Here is a 21,384-nt window from a genome sequence, read left to right on the forward strand (position 1 = left end):
TTTTTCTAACATTTAATTATTTATTTGTATATAATAACTGCAATTCTATATAAGAATATTGTGATATGATCAGCTATTTTGCCCTATTGGATATAGAACAAAAATATGATATTGATTTAAATACATTAAATATTCAATATTTTGCTATGCAGTTAAAATATCATCCAGATAAGGCTCAAAACATACAAGAAAAGCAAAACAATTTAGCAATTTCTATTGATTTAAATAAAGCTTATCAAATGCTAAAAGATGATCTGCTACGCGCTGAACATCTGTTACTTTTAAATAATATTCACCTAAACGAACCATATGTTAGACAAGGGCTGAAGGCGGAACAGCTAAATGATATTTGGTGTGATTTAGAATTGGTAGAAAATACTCAAGAATTATTAGAGCTGGAACATATTTTAGAAAAAAAAGTAGTTGAGCAAGAACAATTGCTTCACTCTTTAACCGATGCTTTTAAAAAACAAAATATGCAGTCGGCCCTTGATTTCACTATAAAACTTAAATATCTTAAGAATGTAATTAACAGCATACAATTGAAAATTAATTCATGCAAATAATAGAAATTAGTGAAGTAGGAACGGCAGGAGTAGGTGAACATACAAAACACCTAGCGGTAGGTATTGATTTTGGTACGACAAATTCTTTGATTGCATTTTCTAAAAGACAAGTACCGATGGTGGTGCTAGATAATAAATCTAGAGAGCTTATCCCCTCAACTATAGGATTTCAGAAAGGAGAGTTTATTATTGGGGAGACTACAGATAAAGAAGTAGGCCTACTTCATTCTATAAAAAGATTATTTGGTAAAAAATTATCTGATTTGCAGGCTAATCCAGCACTCTTGGCTTTAGTTCAGGAGTATATTGATGTAGAGAGTGAAATTTTACGTATCAGATTTGCTGATCAAGCAATGACTGTACCTGAATTAGCTGCTCAAATATTTCTTTATTTAAAAAAACAAGCTATTAGCACATTAAATTCTGAAATAACCAAAGCAGTCATTACTGTCCCAGCTCATTTTAATGATGCTGCTCGAGGAGAAGTAATGTTAGCGGCAAAAATTGCCGGTTTTGAGGTGTTAAGGTTAATTGCTGAGCCTACAGCTGCGGCCTATGCTTACGGTTTAAATACGAAAGCGCAAGGGTGTTATTTAGTGTATGACTTAGGAGGGGGTACTTTTGATGTATCAATTTTAAATATGCAAACAGGCATACTACAAGTAATTGCCACAGGTGGAGACAATATTTTAGGGGGGGATGATATTGACCATTTAGTAATGCATTATTTTTGTGATAAATATCAATTGGGCAAATGTAAAGAATTAATAATTCTAGCAAAAAGCGCTAAGGAGACACTCAGTTTTCAGAATAAATTTACCGGAGTTTTTAGGGATAACGTAGTAGAATTAAAGCGAGAAGATTTTGAGAATCTAATATTGCCATTAGTGAAGCGGACCTTAGATATTACTCAAGATACTTTAACACAGGCTGGCAGACCTAACATTTCTGGTATTATTCTTGTGGGAGGCTCAACTCGGATACCTTTAATTAGTCAAACTTTAAAGCAGAAATTTAATACGGTAATTTTTTCTGATATAAACCCTGATAAAGCAGTAGTGTGGGGGGCAGCTTTGCAGGCAGAAAATTTAACCAATGTCAATGCTCATTCCCTATTAATAGATGTAGTACCTTTGTCATTAGGTATTGAATTAAATGGTGGTATTACCGACAAGCTTATTCTGCGTAATACTCCTATACCTATATCTATTACTAAGGAATTCACCACCTCTGTAGATAACCAACGCTTTATGAAATTGCATATAGTACAGGGCGAAAGGGAGATGGCAGCAGATTGTAGGTCTTTGGCAAGGTACGAGCTAGAATTACCTTTAATGAAAGCAGGGGGAGTGAGGACCGAAATAACGTTTTCTATTGATGCAGATGGTATATTATCCATAACAGCTTTAGAAAAAAATAGTAGTGTTTCTCATGCTATTTCTGTAAAACCAAGTTATGGTTTAAGTGAAGATGAAATTACTAAAATTTTAGAAAATGCTTATCAAAATGCGGCTGAAGATCATCATAAAAGATTATTACAAGAAACAATAATGGATGCGCAGTCGTTAATATATAATGTAGAGAGTGCGATTAAAGAAATAGGAACTCTTCTTAAAGAGGATAAAATAGCAAAAATGCATCAGGCTATTCTTATTTTCAAAGAATCACTAAAGTCAACTGATCGTGATTACATTATAAAATGCAGTCGAAATTTTGAGAGTACTACCCAATCAATAATTTCAACTAGATTAAATAATGTTGTTGCAGAATTACTAAAAGGTAGGCACATTGAATAGCTATAAAATTAGCCGAGAAGAGGCAATATTATATTGTATGATAAAATTGGAGGGTCTTGTTCAATTTTATTCCTTAACCCTTACAAAAAACTGGAAAATTGTTTTCGCAATTTTGATAGTTGTTGCAAGTAATAGTCAAATGATCTATGGAAGATAATTGGGGGAAATAATTAATGCCAAAAATGACTTTTGTTCTAGATAAAGAAGGTACAGAAAAAACGGTAGATGCTCCTTTGGGGCTATCTGTTTTAGAAATTGCTCACCATAATGATATAGATCTTGAAGGGGCATGTGAAGGCTCACTCGCTTGTGCAACTTGTCATGTGATTATAGATGAGGTATTTTATCCTAAATTAAACAATCCTTCAGAAGCAGAGGAAGATATGCTTGACTTAGCCTTTGGTCTTACCCATACTTCCAGATTGGGATGTCAGATTATCATTAATGAAGAGCTGGATGGGTTAAAGGTTTACTTACCCTCTGCTACCCGTAATATTAATTTATAATTGAGTATCATAGTGATTCGTAAAATTTTAATTTCTATATTTCTATTATATAGTTTAGTATGGTTTGCTACCGCCCATATTATTAAAGGCAACATTGTAACTGCAATACATAATTCAGAAACAGATAATGTCAAGCTATCTTATAAACAAATCAAGATATCAGGTTTCCCTGGCCGTGTTCAGGTTCACTTAACTGAACCAAAAATACAGTTTATCGATCATATTAACTCAAAAGAAATAACTACCGATAAAATTACTTTTGTTCTTGATTTGAGCTTTAAAAAAGCTAATCTAATTTTAGCTAAAAATATCATCCAGTTAGAGAATGTTGAGAAGAAAAAGCTTGAATATACTGTACAATCGAATGATGATATTGTAACGTTAATTAAATTTAGTAAGCCGGTATATAAATACTTAAGTACAGATAGTTTGAAATCTATGATAAAATTCTTGCAAGTAAATAATAAATTCTTATCTATTATGTATGCAGATAAAGAAAGCGCTAATATTGCGGATTTATCTTTTCTCATTAGCCAAGTTAAGTCTGGAAGAGATCATGATATCTTATTACAAGTAGGTTTATTATATTCTTCTTTAAATGATATTTTTAATTTTAAAAAGGCTGCTATAGACTTTTCTATATTGACGAAAGTTTCTGATGATGAAAATACGAAGCTAGCCACTGTCAAAAATTTGAATATTGATCATTTCCAGCTTACCTGTGATGAGAATGCCCAAATATATTTAGCAGGAGGTTTACAATTTGCGGATAGTCAATTACCAAAAGGTAAGTTAACTTTTGAATTAACTAATTATAATAATGTAATTGAGAAATTAATTCCTATAAATTTGTTATTACCTAAAAAAATCTTGAAAATAATTATTGAGCAATCAGTTAATATAAGGCAGCCAGCAATAGTTAAAGGAGCAGCACCTAAATTAAATCCACAAGAAAAAATAAAACTAGATATTAATTTTTCTAACACAGGGATTTATATAGGGACAATGAACCTGTTAGAATTGAAGCTAGACGAGAATAAAGATAATAATAATCAGGAAGAAGTCGAAGAGAACACAAGCGAGATAAATACAATAAAACCAATAGATTAGACTTCCTGCATAAGCCCTAAGAAGCTGTCGGGGTTTTAAGGGAAGCCGCGGGTCGAAGAGCTGAGTACGGGGGTGGGGGTGTACATGAAGGGGTGTGGCCACTTTTTGACTACAAAATTGCTAACTAGAGCGAACTATATGCAGGCATTCTATTAAGTATAAGGGAGAAAAGTGTAGGTTAATGGATAAGCTATTAAGTTCTTTACAAGATTACATTAAATCTGGCCAGTATTTCCTTGATTCCAGAGAGTGGTATAATACTAATTATATTTATCCTCTTGTACAAAGGTCAGTATTATTCTTATTTTTTAGCATCACATTAATATTATTTATAGTGGTAGCGGTTAGTGTGAACAATTTATTGCCAATAACGCGACAGGTGAGGTATGCTGTTAATTCTGCAACCTTTAATAATGCCACAATAACTAGTGCCCAAGATATAAAGAATGATTCTCTCAGTTCTATTGCAGATATTATGATCAGAAATTATTTACTCCACCGGGAGTCATATGATTATGATTTATTACATCCACAATTTAATTTTATCCAGAATAACTCTACACGCATAGTTTTTCTGCAATTTGTTAATTTTATGAATATTGACAATCAGCTATCACCTGTAATGCGTTATCAAAGAAATTTTAGGCGTTCTATTAAGATAGGGTTAATTACTTATCATAAAAATAATAGGGCGGAAGTAGAATTTACTTCAACAGTAAAAAATATTTCTAATGAAATTTTAGAAAATATGGAATGGAAGGCTATAATCCATTTTGAAATAGATCCCATTAATATACATTTACCACCCAACTCAAAATTTAATTTTGTTGTAACTAGTTATAAGCTAAAATTAATAGAAGATAAAAGTAATAGATAAATGAAAAAACTAATAGCATTTTTCACCTTAATATTTTTTGTAAATACGGTATTAGCAGTTAGGGAGTCTAGACCAATGCCTGTTGATAGTAGAATTAGGGTGATGATATATAATCCTGATGATGTATTCAAATTTACTGGTTATTATGGTTATCAAGCGAGTATAGAACTAGCAAAAGATGAAGAAGTGGTAAGTATCTCTATGGGAGATACTACTTCTTGGCAAATAGTACCAGCAGGTAATAGGATTTTCATTAAGCCTATAGAGCAAGATGCTACGACTAATATGACTATTATTACTAATAAAAGAACCTATTTTTTTGAATTATATGCAGCCGAAACATTGGATATGAGAGATCCTGAAATGGTATTTAACTTACGGTTTATTTATCCTGATGATGATAAAGCTGGGGATTATTTGCAAAATTATACGGCATCTTCTGCCTCTGGTCCTGATTTAGCACACCCAGAAAAATATAATTTTAATTATTCCATTAGTGGGAATGAATCAATCGCTCCAATTAAAATTTTTGATGATGGGATATATACTTATTTGCAATTTAGAGATAAAAATGCTGAAATACCAGCTATTTTTGCAGTTGATGATGCTCTAAGAGAATCTATGGTAAATTATCGCCTGGCACAAGATAATGCTAATATGGTAATTGTCGAGCAAGTATTTCACAAATTATCAATACGTTTAGGGAAAAAAATAGTTTGTGTCTATAATGAAGCATTCAAACCCTATTAACTACGAAGATTAATCCAAACTGAATTAAAACTGGCTATCGATGTAAATACATTTAGCTCTGCACTTTATACCATGAAGATTTAATTTGTGTCCACACCACCTAATATCCCAAGTGGCGTTCTAAAACAGTAAGAAGAATTCTCGAAAGGTTGGATGCGCTAGATTTAGCAGATCTAGGGAACACATGCTCCCAACTAGCGACAATCTAATGTTTTGGCTGCAACTTGGAAGTAGCCTTTAATATCTTTGATTTAATGATCATGTTTCTAGATACTCTATATTTTTCAAAAGGTTTGTATTTTTTGGCCTTATTAGTATTAACAGCGGGCTTATTTATAATGCTTAGTAGCGATAATTATGTGCGTAAAATTGTCGGCCTTAATATAATGCAAAGTTCAGTGCTAATTTTTTATCTTATTTTAGGTAAAGTGAATGGCGGAACTGTGCCCATTGAACGTAATGTTAATCACTATATAGATCATACTTCATCAACTGAACATGATGTTCAATTAAAGACTAAAAGCCTAGATGAAAAGATGGCAAGTCTTAATGCTAATGCGCAAAATAATCACAGCTTACGCTATACGTTACGCTCAACCAATACCAAAAATATTGATCACATCTTGCACCATTATCAATACTCAAGCCCAGTGCCGCAAGTATTAATGTTAACTGCTATCGTTGTAGGATTTGCTACATTCTCAGTAGGGCTATCTTTGATTTATCTTATTTCCAAACAATTTTCTACTATATCTGAATCTAAAATTCATTTCACTGAAATAGAGGGAGAATGATATTAATTAAACATTTTCCAATATTACAAGTCATATCTCCACTCTTAGGAGCATTATTCTCAATATTAACTTTTCGTTATATCTTAGTTACACGAATAATAGTAATCCTATCAATTTTATTAAGCTTAGTCTTCAGTATTTATGGTTTATTGGCAATCGACCCTTCTATTACCTATGATTTTGGTAATTGGCAAGCACCAATTGGCATTGAATATAAATTAGATTATCTAAACCAGCCGCTCATTATATATATTAATAGTGTAATATTATTTTATTTAATTTGTTGTAATAAATTAATTAAGGAAACTGTCCTAGAATTTATTGATAAAAAAAGGCGATCATTATTTTATGCTATTTTATTATTTGCGCACGCAGGTTATCTAGGAGTATTAAGTACTAATGACCTATTTAACTTATACGTATTTATTGAAATATCATCTCTTAGTACCTATGTATTAATAGCACAAGGCAATAACCCAAAAGCAGCAGTCGGGGCCTTCGACTACCTAATGCTCGGAACTATTGGTGCTACTTTAATATTAATCGCTATTGGATTTTTGCTCAGCTATACTGGCAGTCTTAACATGACCGATATTTCTAGGCTTTTAAAATCTAATTACCACTCAAAAACAGTAATAATTTCTATTAGCTTCTTTTTGACAGGCGCTCTCCTGAAAACCGCTCTTTTTCCGATGCATTTTTGGATGCTTAGAGCTTATTATTCGGTAGCTCCGGTAATCTTAATTTATATTGCCGGGATATCTAGTATAGTAAGTATCTATATAGTGCTCAGATTTATCTATAACATTATTGACTATAATGTTATCCTTAATATTTTCCCATATTTTATTAAGCCGTTAGCTATATCTACTATCATAATATGTACTTACTTTGCGGTAAGAGCACACCGAATTAAAAATATTCTTATCTACTCGTCAGTTTCTCAAATGGGATATATATTTTTACTGCTAGGTACTCCGCAAGGCAACAATATTATTTTCCCATTTTTATTGGCTGATAGTATTAATAAAATAGCCCTATTTTTAATAGTTGCTAGTAATGAATTATATAGTTCTGCTACTTTAAAAAATGCTGGAATATTATGGCGTTTTTTAGTGGCCTTTAATTTAATTTGTAGTTGTGGCTTACCAATAAGTAGTATGTTTATTATTAAGCTTACTATTTTTGAATTATTGTTGCTACAAAATCTGTGGATTGAGTTTCTCATTATAATTAGCAGTTCCTGCATAACTTGTCTTTACCATTATAAAATTGCTAAAAAGCTATTTTTTGAAGAAAATATTAGTAAATATAACCTGATACCACTACCATCGCCTATTAATCATTATGGACTAATTTGTATTAGTATAGGTCAAGCAATATTAGTGATATATTTAAGCCGCGTACAAATTCTCTATAGTACGCTGGTGAATAATACGATGTTAGGTGGGTAGTCAGTGAATCCTATGTTTTCTCCTAATTTTTTGTTCTTTTCTACCTTATTTCTAGCCTCATTAAATTTAATCACTCCTTTTATTAGTCGCAATGATAATAGAATACGTAATTCTTTGTTAATTATTATCAGTTGCTTCTTCTTTATCAATATCCTAATTATTAATTGGTTATTTTTAAAAGGAATCAGAGCCCAACAATCAATAAACTTAATAGGAAATTTCTCGCTGGGACTGCACTTAGAAGCACTAGGTCTAATTTTTGTAACCTTAATAAGCTTTTTGTGGATTTGTGCTCTTATTTATACTATCCAATATTTAAAGATTAATATTATTCACAATTCCTCGAATTTTCTATTTTTTTTAAATTTTAGTGTTTTAGCAGGGGTAATGATAGCATTATCCTCTAATCTGTTGACTATGTTTACTTTTTACGAAATATTAACTTTAGCCACTGCTCCTTTAATTGGACACTCGGGAGGCGATAAAATTATATCTGGCATGTATAAATATTTAAAAACACTGATAATAGCAGGAGCTATATTATTTCTGCCTGCTTTAATGATTATTTATACCAAAGTAGGCCATGGAAATTTTATAACTCATGGTTTCGTGGGAAATTACTTTTCACCCAATCAAACAATAATTTTATTTTTTATGTTTATTTTTGGGATTGCTAAAGCAGCTTTGCTACCAGTGCATCAATGGTTGCCTGCCGCAATGGTAGCACACTATCCAGTAAGCGCCTTATTACATGCGGTTATAGTAGTAAAATCGGGACTTTTTTGTATTTATAAAATTCTGCTATATGTTTTTGGTCTTAAATATTTACACTCTGTTTTTACTGAATTAAATATTGCTATTTGGGTCCCAGCTTTTACCATATTATATAGTTCATTTAAAGCACTACAAAGCGATAACATCAAAAAGATTTTAGCATATTCTACAATTAACCAATTAGGTATAGCTTTACTTAGCGCTTTTATGTTTACCTCCAAATCTATGGGAGCGGCCATTTTACATTTATGTTCTCATTCTTTTACTAAAATTTGTTTGTTTTATGCAATGGGATGTATCTATAGTTTAAAAAAGTCTGCCCAGGCTGTTGACCTGCTAGGGGTTGCTGCAGAAATGCCTAAGACCAGTTTTATTATTGTTTTAGCAAGTCTATCATTAATAGGGATTCCTCCTTTTGGCGGTTTCGTCAGTAAATTTTATATTATACTAGCAGCAGTGCAGCAAGACCAACTATTAGTTGTAACAGTACTAGCTTTAAGTACTTTATTTTCAGCTCTGTACCTAACAAAATTGATATTATTTCTTTATAAAGCTGGAGATCATAATTTTAAGTCTGTTATTCTAGAACATAGTTTACCTACTCCAATATTTATTAGTTTAATTATTTGTACAAGTAGCGTAATATTATTTTACTTTATACAAATATATATTAAAAAGTTTTTAATATATATTGCTTAGACTATTAAATATATAAATGTCATGCATTACTTGCTTTTGTTAATTATTCTTCTTCCCGCATTTACTTATATATTATATTCCAGATATAATATGGCATTTTATGTTCTTTCTGTCATTTATCCACTAACGAGCGCTTATCTATTATTACTTCCTACAGAAAATAAGATAGTGAAATTTTATGATAATTTGTCAGTTAATATTAATGATGAAAATAAATTAATAGGCCTTGCCTTTATTATAGTAACCTTAGCTACTAATTTATATGCAATTAGTCAAAAAAGAAAATTTGAAGTCTTCGTTGGTAGTGTATATTCTTTTTGCGCCTTAATTGGTCTATTTGCTGGTGATTTTATTTCGTTATTTGCTGCTCTAGAAATTATGATGTTATTGGCCAGTATATTAATTTTTTGTGGTCAACATAAAAATAGTACTATGGCAGCAAGGCAGTATTTTTTGACACATTTACTAGCTAGTACCCTAATTTTAATCGGCATTAGCTATATCATCAATCAAAATTCTAGTATACAAATTATTCCGTTAACTACATTAATAGAAACCAAGTCTAGTATATTTTATTTTTTAATCCTTAGTGGCTATCTAATTAATATTGCTGTTCCTCCTTTTTCGGGTTGGATGGTCAATTGCTATCCTTACGCTTCAAGCTCTGGAATCATATATTTAACTAGTTTTACTAGCAAAGTAGCTATTATTATTATTTTGAAATTGTTTAGTGGTTTAGAAATACTTAAATTCTTTGGATTATTGATGATTATTTATGGGGGGATATATGCGTGTATTGAAGATAATATTAAAAGAGTAATATGCTACCTTACTATTTCCCAGCTTGGTTTTATGTTAATTGCTATTGGGACAAAGTCAGACCAAATTGCTTGCTCTATCCCTGTTTTTTTATTTCTTCATATATGTTATAAAGCTTTATTTAGTTTATATGTAGCAATATTAACAGATAAAGAGCTAATAGAAAACTTTTCGGATATAAAAATAGCTTGGTCAATTAAAAATCCTTTATTATTAGGAAGCTTGCTGTTAAGCATTTTATTAATAATTTCCTTTCCTATAATTTCTAGTTTTACCATTAAACTGTTTATAACATCAATCTTAAGTAAAGATATCAGCTATTATGGTATTTTATTTTTAAAAATTATAACCCCTATAGCCGTATTTTCTACGATTAAATATAAAAATATTAGTAGGGGCTTTTCTCCTAGTTTGAGCGTATTAACTAAGTTGAGCTTATTTACGATGTTATTATTTACCTTGATTATTAGCGTCTGGTTAGAACAAGGTTTTAAGTTACTCAATTTATCCTATCCTTTATCAATTTATAAGGTAAATTGGCAAGAGATAATAGACCAGCTACTAATTATCCTAATAGCGATTTTATTGACGAAGCTGGTTAATAGAATAATTTCTAGACATTCGACTTCTAGCATAAATCTAGACTTGTTTCGCGGCACTGAGAAGGTTTTTCACATGATCTACTTTAAATATCATCATAAAATTACTCAGTCAGAACACTGGGATGTAAGAGAGGAATATAATATTTTTAATAGCATAGATAAAACAACTTTACGTAAAATAAAATCTTTACATAATCAATCCACAAGTTTATTTATAATCATGACTTTATTAATTATGCTTACTATATATTTAAGTTCTAGAATGAATTCGTTATAATGCAAATTCCATGTAGGCAATAACCATGTTATATTTAAATGACTCAAATCTTTTTGACAAAAACAACCCTAAGATGACGTCTCTAGAGATAGCAATATATATAATTGTCGGTATTATTACATTGGGCATCCTAGAGATATTGCTAAACGATCAGAATAAGGAGAATAAAATAATGCCACCTATAGCGCCTAAAATTGATTATAGCTTCACATTGCATAACCAACAAATTACAGATGAATATGCCTGGCTCCGCGACTCTAATTGGCCAAATGTTCAGGAAAAACAAATTATTGAATATTTGCAGGCCGAAAATAGTTATGCAGCACAATTCTTTACTCCTCTTCAAACTGAAAAGGATAAAATTTTTGAAGAACTTAAAGGTAGAATTAAATTACTTGACCAATCCGTACCTGTCAAAAGAGATGATTATTACTACTATACTAGAACTGAGGAGGATAAAGGATATCCTATACATTGTAGAAAAAAATATTCAATGTCAGCTGAGGAAGAAATTATCCTTAATGTTAACCTTATTGCTCAAGATAATAAATTTACTACAGTACGTACTGTATCTATCTCACCTGATCATACATTAATGGCGTATAGCGTAGATTTTACTGGTGATGAAAAGTTTACCATCAAAGTTTATAATTTACAAACTAAAGAATATTTAGCAGATGAAATAAAGAATGTTGGGGGTAATATAATTTGGCATGAAAAGCTCACAGGATTTTTTTATATGCCTCTTAATGAGCATTTGCGTCAAGATAAGCTAATGTTTCATATATTAGGAGATAGAGTAGAAAATGATCAGTTAATATTTGCCATACACGATCCATTATATCAGCTGCATGCTCATAAATCATCTAGCAAACAATATGTCTTTATTAATGTTAGTGGCCATAGTACTAATGAAATGCATGTGATTAAGATGAAAGATGAGCATTTTCATACCCAACTTATCCGGCCTCTTAAAGAGGGAATATTTTACGATATTAACCATAATGGTAACAATTTTTATATTAGAACTAATGAAGGAGCTAAAAATTTTCGGGTAGTACTAGTAGATATAAATAATTTTCAAAATAATAGGTGGGATAATGATTATATTCCGGAAGATCCTGCCAGATATTTAACCAGCTGTAATATCACGCAAAATTACTTAATACTTAATTATAGGGATCTCGGATTAGCCTTGAGTAAAATAAAGCATCTTAAAGATGGGACTGAAAAAGTGATTCATTTTCCAGATGCAGCTTTTTCAGCTATGGCTACTTCTACTAATTTTGCAGAAGATGATATCAGGGTAATTTACTCTTCTCCAGCCCGCCCAAATACTACCTATAGCTATGATTTTAATAATGACAAACTATCAATATTAAAAATCCAAGAAATACCTAGTGGTTTTAATTCTGACGAATATATAGTAGAGAGGATATTTGCTGATAATGAAGGTGTAAAAATACCTATTAGCCTATGGTATAAAAAGTCATTATTTAAAAAAGATGGTTCGAACCCCTTATATTTATATGGTTATGGTTCTTACGGGGTAGGTATACCTGCAGCCTTTAGTAACTCACCAATATCTCTAGTAAATCGTGGTTTTGTATATGCTATTGCACATATTAGAGGGGGAGATGATCTAGGACATGATTGGTATGAAGCGGCTAAATTCCTGAATAAAAAGCATAGTTTTAATGATTTTATCGCTGCTGCTGAAGCTCTTATTAATCAAAAATATACGAGTAAAGGCAATATAGCAATTGGCGGGGGAAGTGCCGGGGGTTTACTAATGGGAGTAGTCATGAATCTACGTCCCGAACTATTTAAAGCTGTTATAGCCCATGTACCTTTCGTAGATGTATTAAATACTATGCTCGATGAAAGCTTGCCCTTAACCCCTGGTGAGTTTAAAGAATGGGGCAATCCTAAAGAATTAGAATATTTTAATTATATTAAGTCCTATTCTCCTTATGATAATATTAAAGCACAAAATTACCCTAATTTATTTATTACGGCTGGCTTGTCGGACCCGAGAGTCGGATACTGGGAACCAGCAAAATGGGTGGCAAGGCTGCGTGCTATGAAAACAGATACTAATATTTTATTATTAAAGACTAATATGGACACAGGACATCAAGGCGCTTCCGATCGTTTTGATTGTTTAAGAGAAGCAGCAGATGATATAGTATTTATACTAAAAATTTTTAATAAACTTCCTACATAAGGGTTTTAGAATTTGTTATGCAGCAATTTAGCTTATATCATACTAGCGAAGGCTTACTTTACAAAACTGCTTGCCAACTAGTTGAGAAATCTTATCATAATCAGTTTAAAATAATAGTGTTAACTCCAGATATGGAAGTACAAGAAACACTAAACAAATTAATATGGACTTATTCTAGAAAACAATTTATTCCTCATGGCAGCAAGCTAGATCCCTTGCCAGAAAAACAACCTATATACTTAACATCTGAATTAGAAAATCCTAATAATGCTAATATATTAATTATCTTAGCACCATTTAATATAGAAGAAATTTTAAGCAACTCTGCTTATATTGCGCATTTTCAAAGGATCATTATAATATATGAGTTGATAGTGAATGTAGATAAAATAATGAAGGCAATATCTCACCTCTCTACTACCTCAACTGTTGAGTGTTATAAACAACATCCTATGGGTGCTTGGACTAAACAAGAATAGCATTAATAATACATTTACTCATGAAAAAATTATCGTTTCAGCAAATTATATTGGCATTACAAAATTATTGGCAAGATTATGGATGTGCTATTTTGCAACCCTATGATGCGCATGTTGGTGCCGGAACCTTTCATCCTGCTACTATATTGCGATGTTTAGGTAGTAAGCCTTGGTTTGTAGCCTACGTACAACCATCGCGCAGGCCTAGTGATAGTAGATATGCATTGCATCCTAATAGAATGCAACATTATTATCAATTTCAAGTTATATTAAAGCCGTCCCCTGATAATATTCAAGAACTCTACCTTAAGAGTTTAGAATGCCTAGGAATAGATCTAACTAAACATGATATAAGATTTGTAGAGGACGATTGGGAATCTCCTACTCTTGGTGCTGCGGGTCTTGGCTGGGAAATATGGTGTGATGGGATGGAAATATCACAATTTACTTATATGCAGCAAATTGGCGGTATTGGGTGTCGTCCAGTAGCTGGCGAGATTACTTATGGCTTAGAACGTTTAGCTCTATATATTCAGGCAATAGAAGAGGTAAAAAACTTAGATTGGAATGGACAAGTGGGAGAAAAAGCTCTAACATATGGTGAGGTGGATTTTGTAGCTGAAAAACAATTTTCAAAGTTTAATTTAGAATTGGCAGATGTGTCTATACTATTTCAACATTTTATAGATAGTGAGAAGCAGTGTAATGATTTATTAGAAGCAGATTTACCTTTTCCTGCTTATGATTATTGTATTCATGCTAGCCACCTGTTTAATTTATTGAATTCTAGAGGAGTAATTAGTGTTACTGAACGAGCAGCCTACATATTAAGGGTACGTAATTTAGCAAAGAAATGCTGCTATAAATGGGTCGATTCTCATAATATAATTGCTAGTTAATCGGATTTATATACCATTTCCGAAAACTAATTATCTACGTTCGTCGTACTTCATGATCTTCTGCTCCTCACATATACGTCTGTACGCGCAGGTAGCGGGCACTCGTACTCCTAGTGCTAATTTAGTTTTGGGGAAATGGTATTAGATCTTATAAGACTTCTATAGTAACAGTATTCTTGGTTATTTCGCATTTAAGCTGAGATATTAAGTTAATCTCTATATAGAGTAGCAATATATGTCATTAGGAGAGTTATTAGTAGTAATATTAGTAGCAATAATAGTTACCAGACCTGGGGATATCCCCATTATTATCACAAAAATTCAACAGTTGAAATTATATTTCTCTGGTATTCAAAATAAAATAAGATCTTATATTACGCAAGATATTGGAATGGATAATAGTATGTTAGAAAATTCCCCCGAACAATTAAATTTTTATTTAGAAAGAATCATTAATATGCAAGGATATTATGAAGGGGATTACTCTTTAAATAATCTCAAAGCTAAGCATAATGAACTGATTAAATTAAAGCGTATTAATTCACTAAAGCCTGATCAATTGTAGATATATATACTGCTCGCACCTGAAGAGTTGATAGACGATAGAATAAAAATCAAGATAGTAGCAGGAGACACATGGTCAAGGAGCGCAAGCAGTACATATTAGTACGTTGCTACCTTGCACCCTGAAGATGACAATGCAATTCTGGATTTTCATCGAGTATATTATCGAAATTAATTAATAGGATTTTTTAGTTGTGCTAACAAAGTGTCTAAATTAAGTCTTATTCTACTTGCTCGCTGGGCTATAATAATAGAGTGAATTGTATTCAACGCAATCTCAAACTGGTCATTAATCACTATATAATCGTAATGTCTGGCATACTCTATTTCAGCATCAGCTAATTTCAAGCGAGATGCCATTACTTCGCTGTTATCTTGTCCTCTATCTTGAATTCGTTGTTTTAAAGTATGAATGCTAGGAGGTAATATGAAGATAGTAACAATATTTTTTAGTACTTGCTTGATAGCTAACATACCTTGATAATCTATATCAAATAAAATATCTTTATCTTGATTCAGAAGGGTTATTATAGGAGTCTTGGGTGTTCCATAATAATTACCATAAATATGGGCATATTCAAGCAACTCTCCACTTTTAATTGATTTATCAAATTCATTAGGGGTTTTGAAATAATAATTAACTCCATTAATTTCATTAGGCCTTGGCTCCCTAGTAGTGGCTGAGATAGATAATTGTAGATTCTGGTCTATTTGTAATAAAGCCTTGGCTAAACTGGATTTGCCTGCAGCCGATGGTGAGGATAGAATAATAGCAAACCCTCTATGCGGAATTGATAATACCATCTTGAATCACTCATTGCTTGTTAACTGTTATGGGCAAGAGGGATAAATAGTTAATAGTAGGTTCTGTGCATATTACCTATACAAGTCTATTACCTTGTTTTTCATTTTCGAATCCTCGCATACACCCTAGTGCGCTGTGGTTCTGTGAGCAAAAAAAATCTACTCATTAGATAGAAATGTTCACAGAACCTAGCCCTAAGTGTCTATATGCCTGTGGGATTTAGCCTGCTGACACTTAATTTTGCAAGATTTTTGTTGCGCTCACATATTCTTTTTATACTGCTTTCACAACCTCACCTTTAAATTCAAGTGTCACCAACTAAAGAACGCAAGACTATACCTTAAATTCTTAATCACTGCCAGCAAAAAGTTAAACTATAAATAATAATTTAAAATTTAAGCTTTGCACCTATTAAAGCGACAGTACCTCTAGTTTTTGCTTTAGGAGCATCTACTAAATAAACAGGTTTACCTTTAGCTTGGAAATATGATATCTCAGCATAAGGTAACATCCCTGGAGTAATTAAATATTCAGTACCTAGACTTACTGCATCTGTAGTATTTTTATACCTTAGTGATCTAAAATATGAAAGACTTGTCTTAATAGGGCCTTGAGTATAGGCGACTGCACCATTATAATATTCAGTAACCCGACCAACTTTATGATATTCTGCACTAGTTAAGCTTTTTCCTAGGCTGCCATATGAAGCACCGCAAGAAAAATTACCATAAGATAACACTGCCCCTATATTATAAGCCTTTAAGTTCGACAGTTTACTTTGGGATAAAATATTTTTATCTTTGTCATTATCTAATCTCAAGAGCTTACGAGCTGGTTTAGCAAATTCTCCAGTGACTGCTACCTGCATTGCGACATCGTCTAATAGTTCGCGTTGATATGAAATACCAGCGGAAACAGCATCTTTAACATTTTGGTTTAGTACTATCACATTGTTATTTTCTAACACACCTAACTCAATAGTTTTTATACCCGTTTTTGACTTACTGCTAAAATTTTTATCTTTAATATCTAAGTTTTTTAGGTCTGAGTTTCCCCCAGTATTGGCAGAATCAGGAGTATACGAAATACCAAATTGAAAACCTTCCATTTTAGGAGTATAATAAGATACTTTTCTTGCAGCTTCTGTTTTCATGTTCATATCGTTAAAGCCATTAGAAAATGATTCCATATAAAAATTATCTGAGGTATCAAAATCTGGCTTTAAACCTTTGTACATCATATGTGGGCTATCAAGCTGTATATATTTATTCCAGTTTGTACCGGTAGCAGCCACTACTTTATAGCCAGTGACACGCATTTTAGCACTAGCATCATGAGGGGACCCTAACTCCACTTTTCCATAATCTGTTTCCAAGAACAGATGTGATCCATTCGCACTTACTCCGGTTTTCACCTTAGAGGTAGGCATTAAAACTATCTTCGCACCAGCAACCACATTATTAAGTTCTTGTCTGATAGTGGCAGAGAAAGCAGCTTCCGTAAAAAAAGCCAATCTTTTTTTATTATCAGTAATATTCTTACTTAGACCTTGTAGTTTATTTTGGTTGCTATAACCAGCTTGAAAGCCAAAAAATCCTTCTAATTTTATTTCTGTATCTGAGGCTGCATCAGTAGGAAAACTACAATCAGCGACAACAGTACTGGTAAGGCAAGAGATGCCTAAGAGCATTAATAACTTTTTCATTATATACCTAAAATATTTACATTATTTAATATAGCACTCCTAAAACTTTCTTATTTCTTAAGAAGCTACTTAGGATTGAACTTATAACTACCGTGCATAATACCATTAAACTAAATTTAATATATCTAAAATTGGTAAATAATCATGTTATCTGGCAGTATTTTTGCAGCCAGTGTTAAAATTATCACTTATATTTAATAATTTGTGCGTGTTATTTGTACATCTGATATTTTAATATGTAATTATTAAATATAAAAAATATTATACAAGGTTAAAAAAGATAAAAGTTATTTAACCCTAATTTACAAAGACCAACAGCAATATACTTGCATGTTCTTCAGAATTGGATTTATAGTCAATTGATGAGAAGTTGGTGACGTCGTTACTCGTCGCTCGCCTATTATCTATAGGCTTCGCTCCATCGCGCCTAGCACCAAATTTTCCTGAATTGACTATACAAATGAATGGTGAAGGAGCGAAAGCGATAACCAGATTAAATTAATGTTAAAAATTGATACCTTGTCGAGATAAAGCATGTTTTGAGTTGAACTTAGTAATGACTAAGATTTGTTACCGTTAGAGAACTCTGTACAATATAGGGTAGCGTAAGATTAGAGACAGTGTAAGTTGCTATCCCATAAAGAGCAAGAGTTTTTATTAATTAATATTAATAAAAAATTTTATTACTTTTATTTTTTAATTATATCATTTATATTAAGAATTTAATGAAATTATAATATATAACTACTATGACTATTATGTCGGATAAGTGGATTAAGAGGATGAGCATCGAACATAATATGATTATGCCTTTTTCCGAAAAACAGGTTAAGATCAATGGCCTAGATAGAATTATCTCTTATGGGCTATCTTCTTATGGCTATGATGCTCGAGTATCCACCCAGTTTAAGATATTTACTAATATTAATTCTACTATTGTTGACCCTAAAAATTTTGATAAGTATAGCCTGGTAGACAAAGAAGTCGATGTGTGTATTATCCCTCCAAATAGCTTTGCCCTAGCAAGAACTGTAGAATATTTTATCATCCCTAGAGATGTGTTAGTAATATGTGTAGGTAAGTCTACTTATGCCAGATGCGGTATAATAGTCAATGTCACGCCCTTAGAACCAGAATGGGAAGGGCATGTAACCTTGGAATTTTCTAATACTACTCCGTTACCTGCAAAAATTTACGCTAATGAAGGTGCCTGCCAATTTTTATTCTTTAAAGGCGATCAAATTTGTAATATATCATATGCTGAACGACAGGGAAAATATATGAGACAACAGGAGGTTACTTTACCCATAGCTTAAATAATTTCAATTACCGATTGTGAAATGATTAATAATTTGTTATAAATAGAAAAATTAAGTGATTATGTGCGGTTGATTTTCCTGAATATTTTTAACAAATGACTCTTCCCAATCAGGAGGATTGTAAGATTACGTTGACACAGGAAGTAATGGACAAGGTACGGTCTTATGACAAGCTCTGAAGCGAACTGGCTATTAGTGGAGATTATGTTACTTTTTTGCTTTCATTTTACCATGTCTAGTCAGCAATTGCAGACTAGTATTCAATAAACTATAAATATAAGGACCACTTAAAATTATGACTGAACATAAGCACCAAGAAATGCCCCATATTTCTATAAATGCTCAATATATAAAAGATCTTTCTTTTGAAAACCCCAATGCTCCTGGCTCATTAGGGGCTTTAGAGCGTAACCCACAAATTGACTTATTTCTAGACCTTAATATTGTTAGTTTACCTGAAGAGAATTTTTATGAGGTAGAGTTAAATATAGAAGCTAAAGCCAGAAATGAAAATTACAAGCTGTTTATAGTAGAGTTAAAATATGCAGGTATTTTCAACTTAATTAATATTCCTGCAGAACAGCATAAGATGGTATTAGCGATTCATTGTCCTGCAATGATTTTTCCATTTGCGAGAAAAATTATTTCTGATGTGACGCAAGATGGGGGTTTTCAACCGTTAATGATTGATCCCATTGACTTTGGGACATTATATAATAAAAAATTGCAAGAAGAAGGTGGGAATTAATCAGTGCTTAATTAGACTTCTTTTAGAGCTCGCTTCGGGTAGGGAATTTGAAGGAGACCCGAGACGCAAAACCACAGTATACGTGAGGATTTGAGCTTAGCTTCATTGTCCAAATTACCATCTCGAGTAGAATTATGAAAGGAGTCTAATGCTGTGGCTAGACTTAGACTCCCTAATATTCCAAAAATTATCTGCATTTTAGTGCTGTGTTGTTACGAAGTATCATAATGTTTTTAAATATTTAATGTATTACTGATAATTGTTTGCTCAAATATAACTCATGCTAACAATTAAATTTAAATAGAGATACAAAATTAGATCATATAAATTGACTATAAGAGATAATATTTTATTATTGGTAGTATAATATTGTTAACTTATAGTTTATTAATAATGAAGGGTAGTGCAAATACCCCAACTAACAAAAATAAAAAAATTAAATGTATAAAGGAGAAAAGTATAATGAGAGTACTTCTGATAGAAGATGATAGTGAAGTAGCGAGTTCTATTGAACTAACGTTAGCTTCAGAAGGAATTATTTGTGAAGTAGTAGAATTCGGCGCTGAAGGGATAGAGATAGGTAAAATTTATAACTATGATTTAATTATCCTAGATCTGATGTTACCCGATATAGATGGGCTTGAGGTATTATTACGATTACGTTCGGCTAAAGTAAAAACTCCCATATTAATTTTATCAGGCCTTACTACAGTTGATCAAAAAATTAAAGGTCTTACCAGTGGAGCAGACGATTATTTGACAAAACCCTTTAACCGAGCAGAACTAGTGGCGCGGATTCATGCGATTAGTCGTCGTTCCAAAGGACATTCGGAGTCGGTGATTAAGTTTGATAAGGTTACGATGCACCTTGATACTAGAACTGTGGAAGTGTCCGGGACAAAGGTGCATTTAACTAATAAGGAATATGCTATTCTAGAGCTATTAGTGATGCGTAGAGGGACAGTCTTAAGTAAAGAAATGTTTTTAAATCATCTCTATAGTAGTATTGAGGAACCTGAAATTAAAATTATAGACGTTTTTATATGTAAATTACGTAAAAAATTAGCTGATGCTGCTGGAGGGACCAACTATATTGATACAGTTTGGGGGCGCGGATATATGCTAAAAGAATATAATAAAGAAGAAGCAGTGCCGCAGAATTCTGATAGTACTATAGATACATCTGCAGATTCAGAATATGAAGAAGATAAATAATAATAAAATTCTTTCGAAACGTACTTTGAATTAGGAATTTGCAGGAGATGAGGTGCATGAAACCGCAGTGTACTTACATGTACCAACTTGATTTTTTAATTTTAAACTTTTTTATTTAAATTTAAAAAATCATAGTTGATACATACCATGAAGGTCTAGGGTGTTCACGTACTATAAGTACTGCTTGCGCTCCTTGACCCTTTGGCTCCTAGCACTTCCTGAAGTTGATTCTATCGTATCCAACTCTGTGGGTATAGTTATATACCAAAAGCTTAAAAATTATTTCACCAATTTTTCCAGTTATTCTACCTATAGCGCCTTTAACTGACTGTGAGCAAAAAGCCAGTTTATGTGAAGTCGCTATTCCATAAAGCTTATGCAAATTGGTGAGGTGGATAA

The 21,384-nt window shown here is 32.1% G+C and carries 19 protein-coding genes; 17 read left to right on the top strand and 2 right to left on the bottom strand.

Annotated features, from left to right (window positions below; translation table 11 throughout):
• Positions 1 to 65 precede the first annotated feature (65 nt).
• The 14 genes from hscB to ACFELV_RS06290 all read left to right on the top strand — a co-directional run bounded on the left by hscB (position 66) and on the right by ACFELV_RS06290 (position 15,194).
• A complete protein-coding gene (gene hscB / locus ACFELV_RS06225; RefSeq protein WP_375327210.1) occupies positions 66 to 566 on the top strand; it encodes a Fe-S protein assembly co-chaperone HscB in 501 nt (166 codons plus the stop codon).
• On the top strand, positions 557 to 2,362 hold the full coding sequence (hscA, locus tag ACFELV_RS06230) for a Fe-S protein assembly chaperone HscA (RefSeq protein WP_375327211.1): 1,806 nt from the start codon (positions 557 to 559) through the stop codon (positions 2,360 to 2,362). Before hscB ends, hscA begins: the two co-directional genes overlap by 10 nt.
• A gap of 173 nt (positions 2,363 to 2,535) precedes the next feature.
• Positions 2,536 to 2,868: a ferredoxin family 2Fe-2S iron-sulfur cluster binding protein gene (locus ACFELV_RS06235; RefSeq protein WP_375327212.1), complete on the top strand. Its 333-nt coding sequence runs from the start codon at positions 2,536 to 2,538 to the stop codon at positions 2,866 to 2,868.
• Positions 2,869 to 2,880: 12 nt separating this feature from the next.
• On the top strand, positions 2,881 to 3,978 hold the full coding sequence (locus ACFELV_RS06240; RefSeq protein WP_375327213.1) for a hypothetical protein: 1,098 nt from the start codon (positions 2,881 to 2,883) through the stop codon (positions 3,976 to 3,978).
• A gap of 181 nt (positions 3,979 to 4,159) precedes the next feature.
• Positions 4,160 to 4,855, top strand: coding sequence for a VirB8/TrbF family protein (locus ACFELV_RS06245; RefSeq protein WP_375327214.1), 696 nt, complete (start codon positions 4,160 to 4,162; stop codon positions 4,853 to 4,855).
• Entirely contained in the window at positions 4,856 to 5,605 is a 750-nt protein-coding gene (gene virB9 / locus ACFELV_RS06250; RefSeq protein ID WP_375327215.1) for a P-type conjugative transfer protein VirB9, read from the top strand.
• Between the two features lie 260 nt (positions 5,606 to 5,865).
• Positions 5,866 to 6,399 carry a cation:proton antiporter subunit C gene (locus tag ACFELV_RS06255; RefSeq protein ID WP_375327216.1) on the top strand — a complete coding sequence of 178 codons (534 nt, stop codon included), beginning with the start codon at positions 5,866 to 5,868 and terminating at the stop codon, positions 6,397 to 6,399.
• Positions 6,396 to 7,853: a proton-conducting transporter membrane subunit gene (locus tag ACFELV_RS06260; RefSeq protein WP_375327217.1), complete on the top strand. Its 1,458-nt coding sequence runs from the start codon at positions 6,396 to 6,398 to the stop codon at positions 7,851 to 7,853. Before ACFELV_RS06255 ends, ACFELV_RS06260 begins: the two co-directional genes overlap by 4 nt.
• A 12-nt stretch (positions 7,854 to 7,865) precedes the next feature.
• Entirely contained in the window at positions 7,866 to 9,326 is a 1,461-nt protein-coding gene (locus tag ACFELV_RS06265; protein ID WP_375327545.1) for a proton-conducting transporter membrane subunit, read from the top strand.
• Positions 9,327 to 9,416: 90 nt separating this feature from the next.
• Positions 9,417 to 11,024: a proton-conducting transporter membrane subunit gene (locus ACFELV_RS06270; RefSeq protein WP_375327218.1), complete on the top strand. Its 1,608-nt coding sequence runs from the start codon at positions 9,417 to 9,419 to the stop codon at positions 11,022 to 11,024.
• A gap of 169 nt (positions 11,025 to 11,193) precedes the next feature.
• A complete protein-coding gene (locus ACFELV_RS06275; RefSeq protein WP_375327546.1) occupies positions 11,194 to 13,251 on the top strand; it encodes a S9 family peptidase in 2,058 nt (685 codons plus the stop codon).
• A 17-nt stretch (positions 13,252 to 13,268) separates the two neighbouring features.
• Positions 13,269 to 13,730, top strand: coding sequence for a DNA polymerase III subunit chi (locus ACFELV_RS06280; RefSeq protein ID WP_375327219.1), 462 nt, complete (start codon positions 13,269 to 13,271; stop codon positions 13,728 to 13,730).
• A 20-nt stretch (positions 13,731 to 13,750) separates the two neighbouring features.
• Entirely contained in the window at positions 13,751 to 14,629 is an 879-nt protein-coding gene (locus ACFELV_RS06285) for a glycine--tRNA ligase subunit alpha (protein ID WP_375327220.1), read from the top strand.
• A gap of 235 nt (positions 14,630 to 14,864) precedes the next feature.
• Positions 14,865 to 15,194 (top strand): DUF2672 domain-containing protein, encoded by a 330-nt coding sequence (locus ACFELV_RS06290; RefSeq protein ID WP_375327221.1) that lies wholly within the window; start codon positions 14,865 to 14,867, stop codon positions 15,192 to 15,194.
• Between the two features lie 170 nt (positions 15,195 to 15,364).
• Here the strand turns inward: ACFELV_RS06290 and gmk are convergent, their stop codons facing one another.
• Together gmk and ACFELV_RS06300 are read right to left on the bottom strand one after the other, a co-directional pair.
• A complete protein-coding gene (gmk, locus tag ACFELV_RS06295) occupies positions 15,365 to 15,997 on the bottom strand; it encodes a guanylate kinase (RefSeq protein WP_375327222.1) in 633 nt (210 codons plus the stop codon).
• A gap of 389 nt (positions 15,998 to 16,386) precedes the next feature.
• Positions 16,387 to 17,703, bottom strand: a complete 1,317-nt coding sequence (locus tag ACFELV_RS06300; RefSeq protein WP_375327223.1) for a porin — start codon at positions 17,701 to 17,703, stop codon at positions 16,387 to 16,389.
• Positions 17,704 to 18,452: 749 nt separating this feature from the next.
• Between ACFELV_RS06300 and dcd the strand changes: the two genes are divergently transcribed.
• The 3 genes from dcd to ctrA all read left to right on the top strand — a co-directional run bounded on the left by dcd (position 18,453) and on the right by ctrA (position 20,985).
• Positions 18,453 to 19,019, top strand: a complete 567-nt coding sequence (gene dcd, locus ACFELV_RS06310) for a dCTP deaminase (RefSeq protein WP_375327224.1) — start codon at positions 18,453 to 18,455, stop codon at positions 19,017 to 19,019.
• A gap of 298 nt (positions 19,020 to 19,317) precedes the next feature.
• Positions 19,318 to 19,770: a protein-export chaperone SecB gene (secB, locus tag ACFELV_RS06315; protein WP_375327225.1), complete on the top strand. Its 453-nt coding sequence runs from the start codon at positions 19,318 to 19,320 to the stop codon at positions 19,768 to 19,770.
• A 462-nt stretch (positions 19,771 to 20,232) separates the two neighbouring features.
• The gene (gene ctrA / locus ACFELV_RS06320; protein WP_375327548.1) at positions 20,233 to 20,985 is read left to right on the top strand and encodes a response regulator transcription factor CtrA; all 753 of its coding nucleotides are present in this window, start codon (positions 20,233 to 20,235) and stop codon (positions 20,983 to 20,985) included.
• The last annotated feature ends 399 nt before the right edge of the window (positions 20,986 to 21,384 follow it).

Source organism: Candidatus Tisiphia endosymbiont of Nemotelus uliginosus (assembly GCF_964264835.1).
Classification (GTDB): Bacteria; Pseudomonadota; Alphaproteobacteria; order Rickettsiales; family Rickettsiaceae; genus Tisiphia.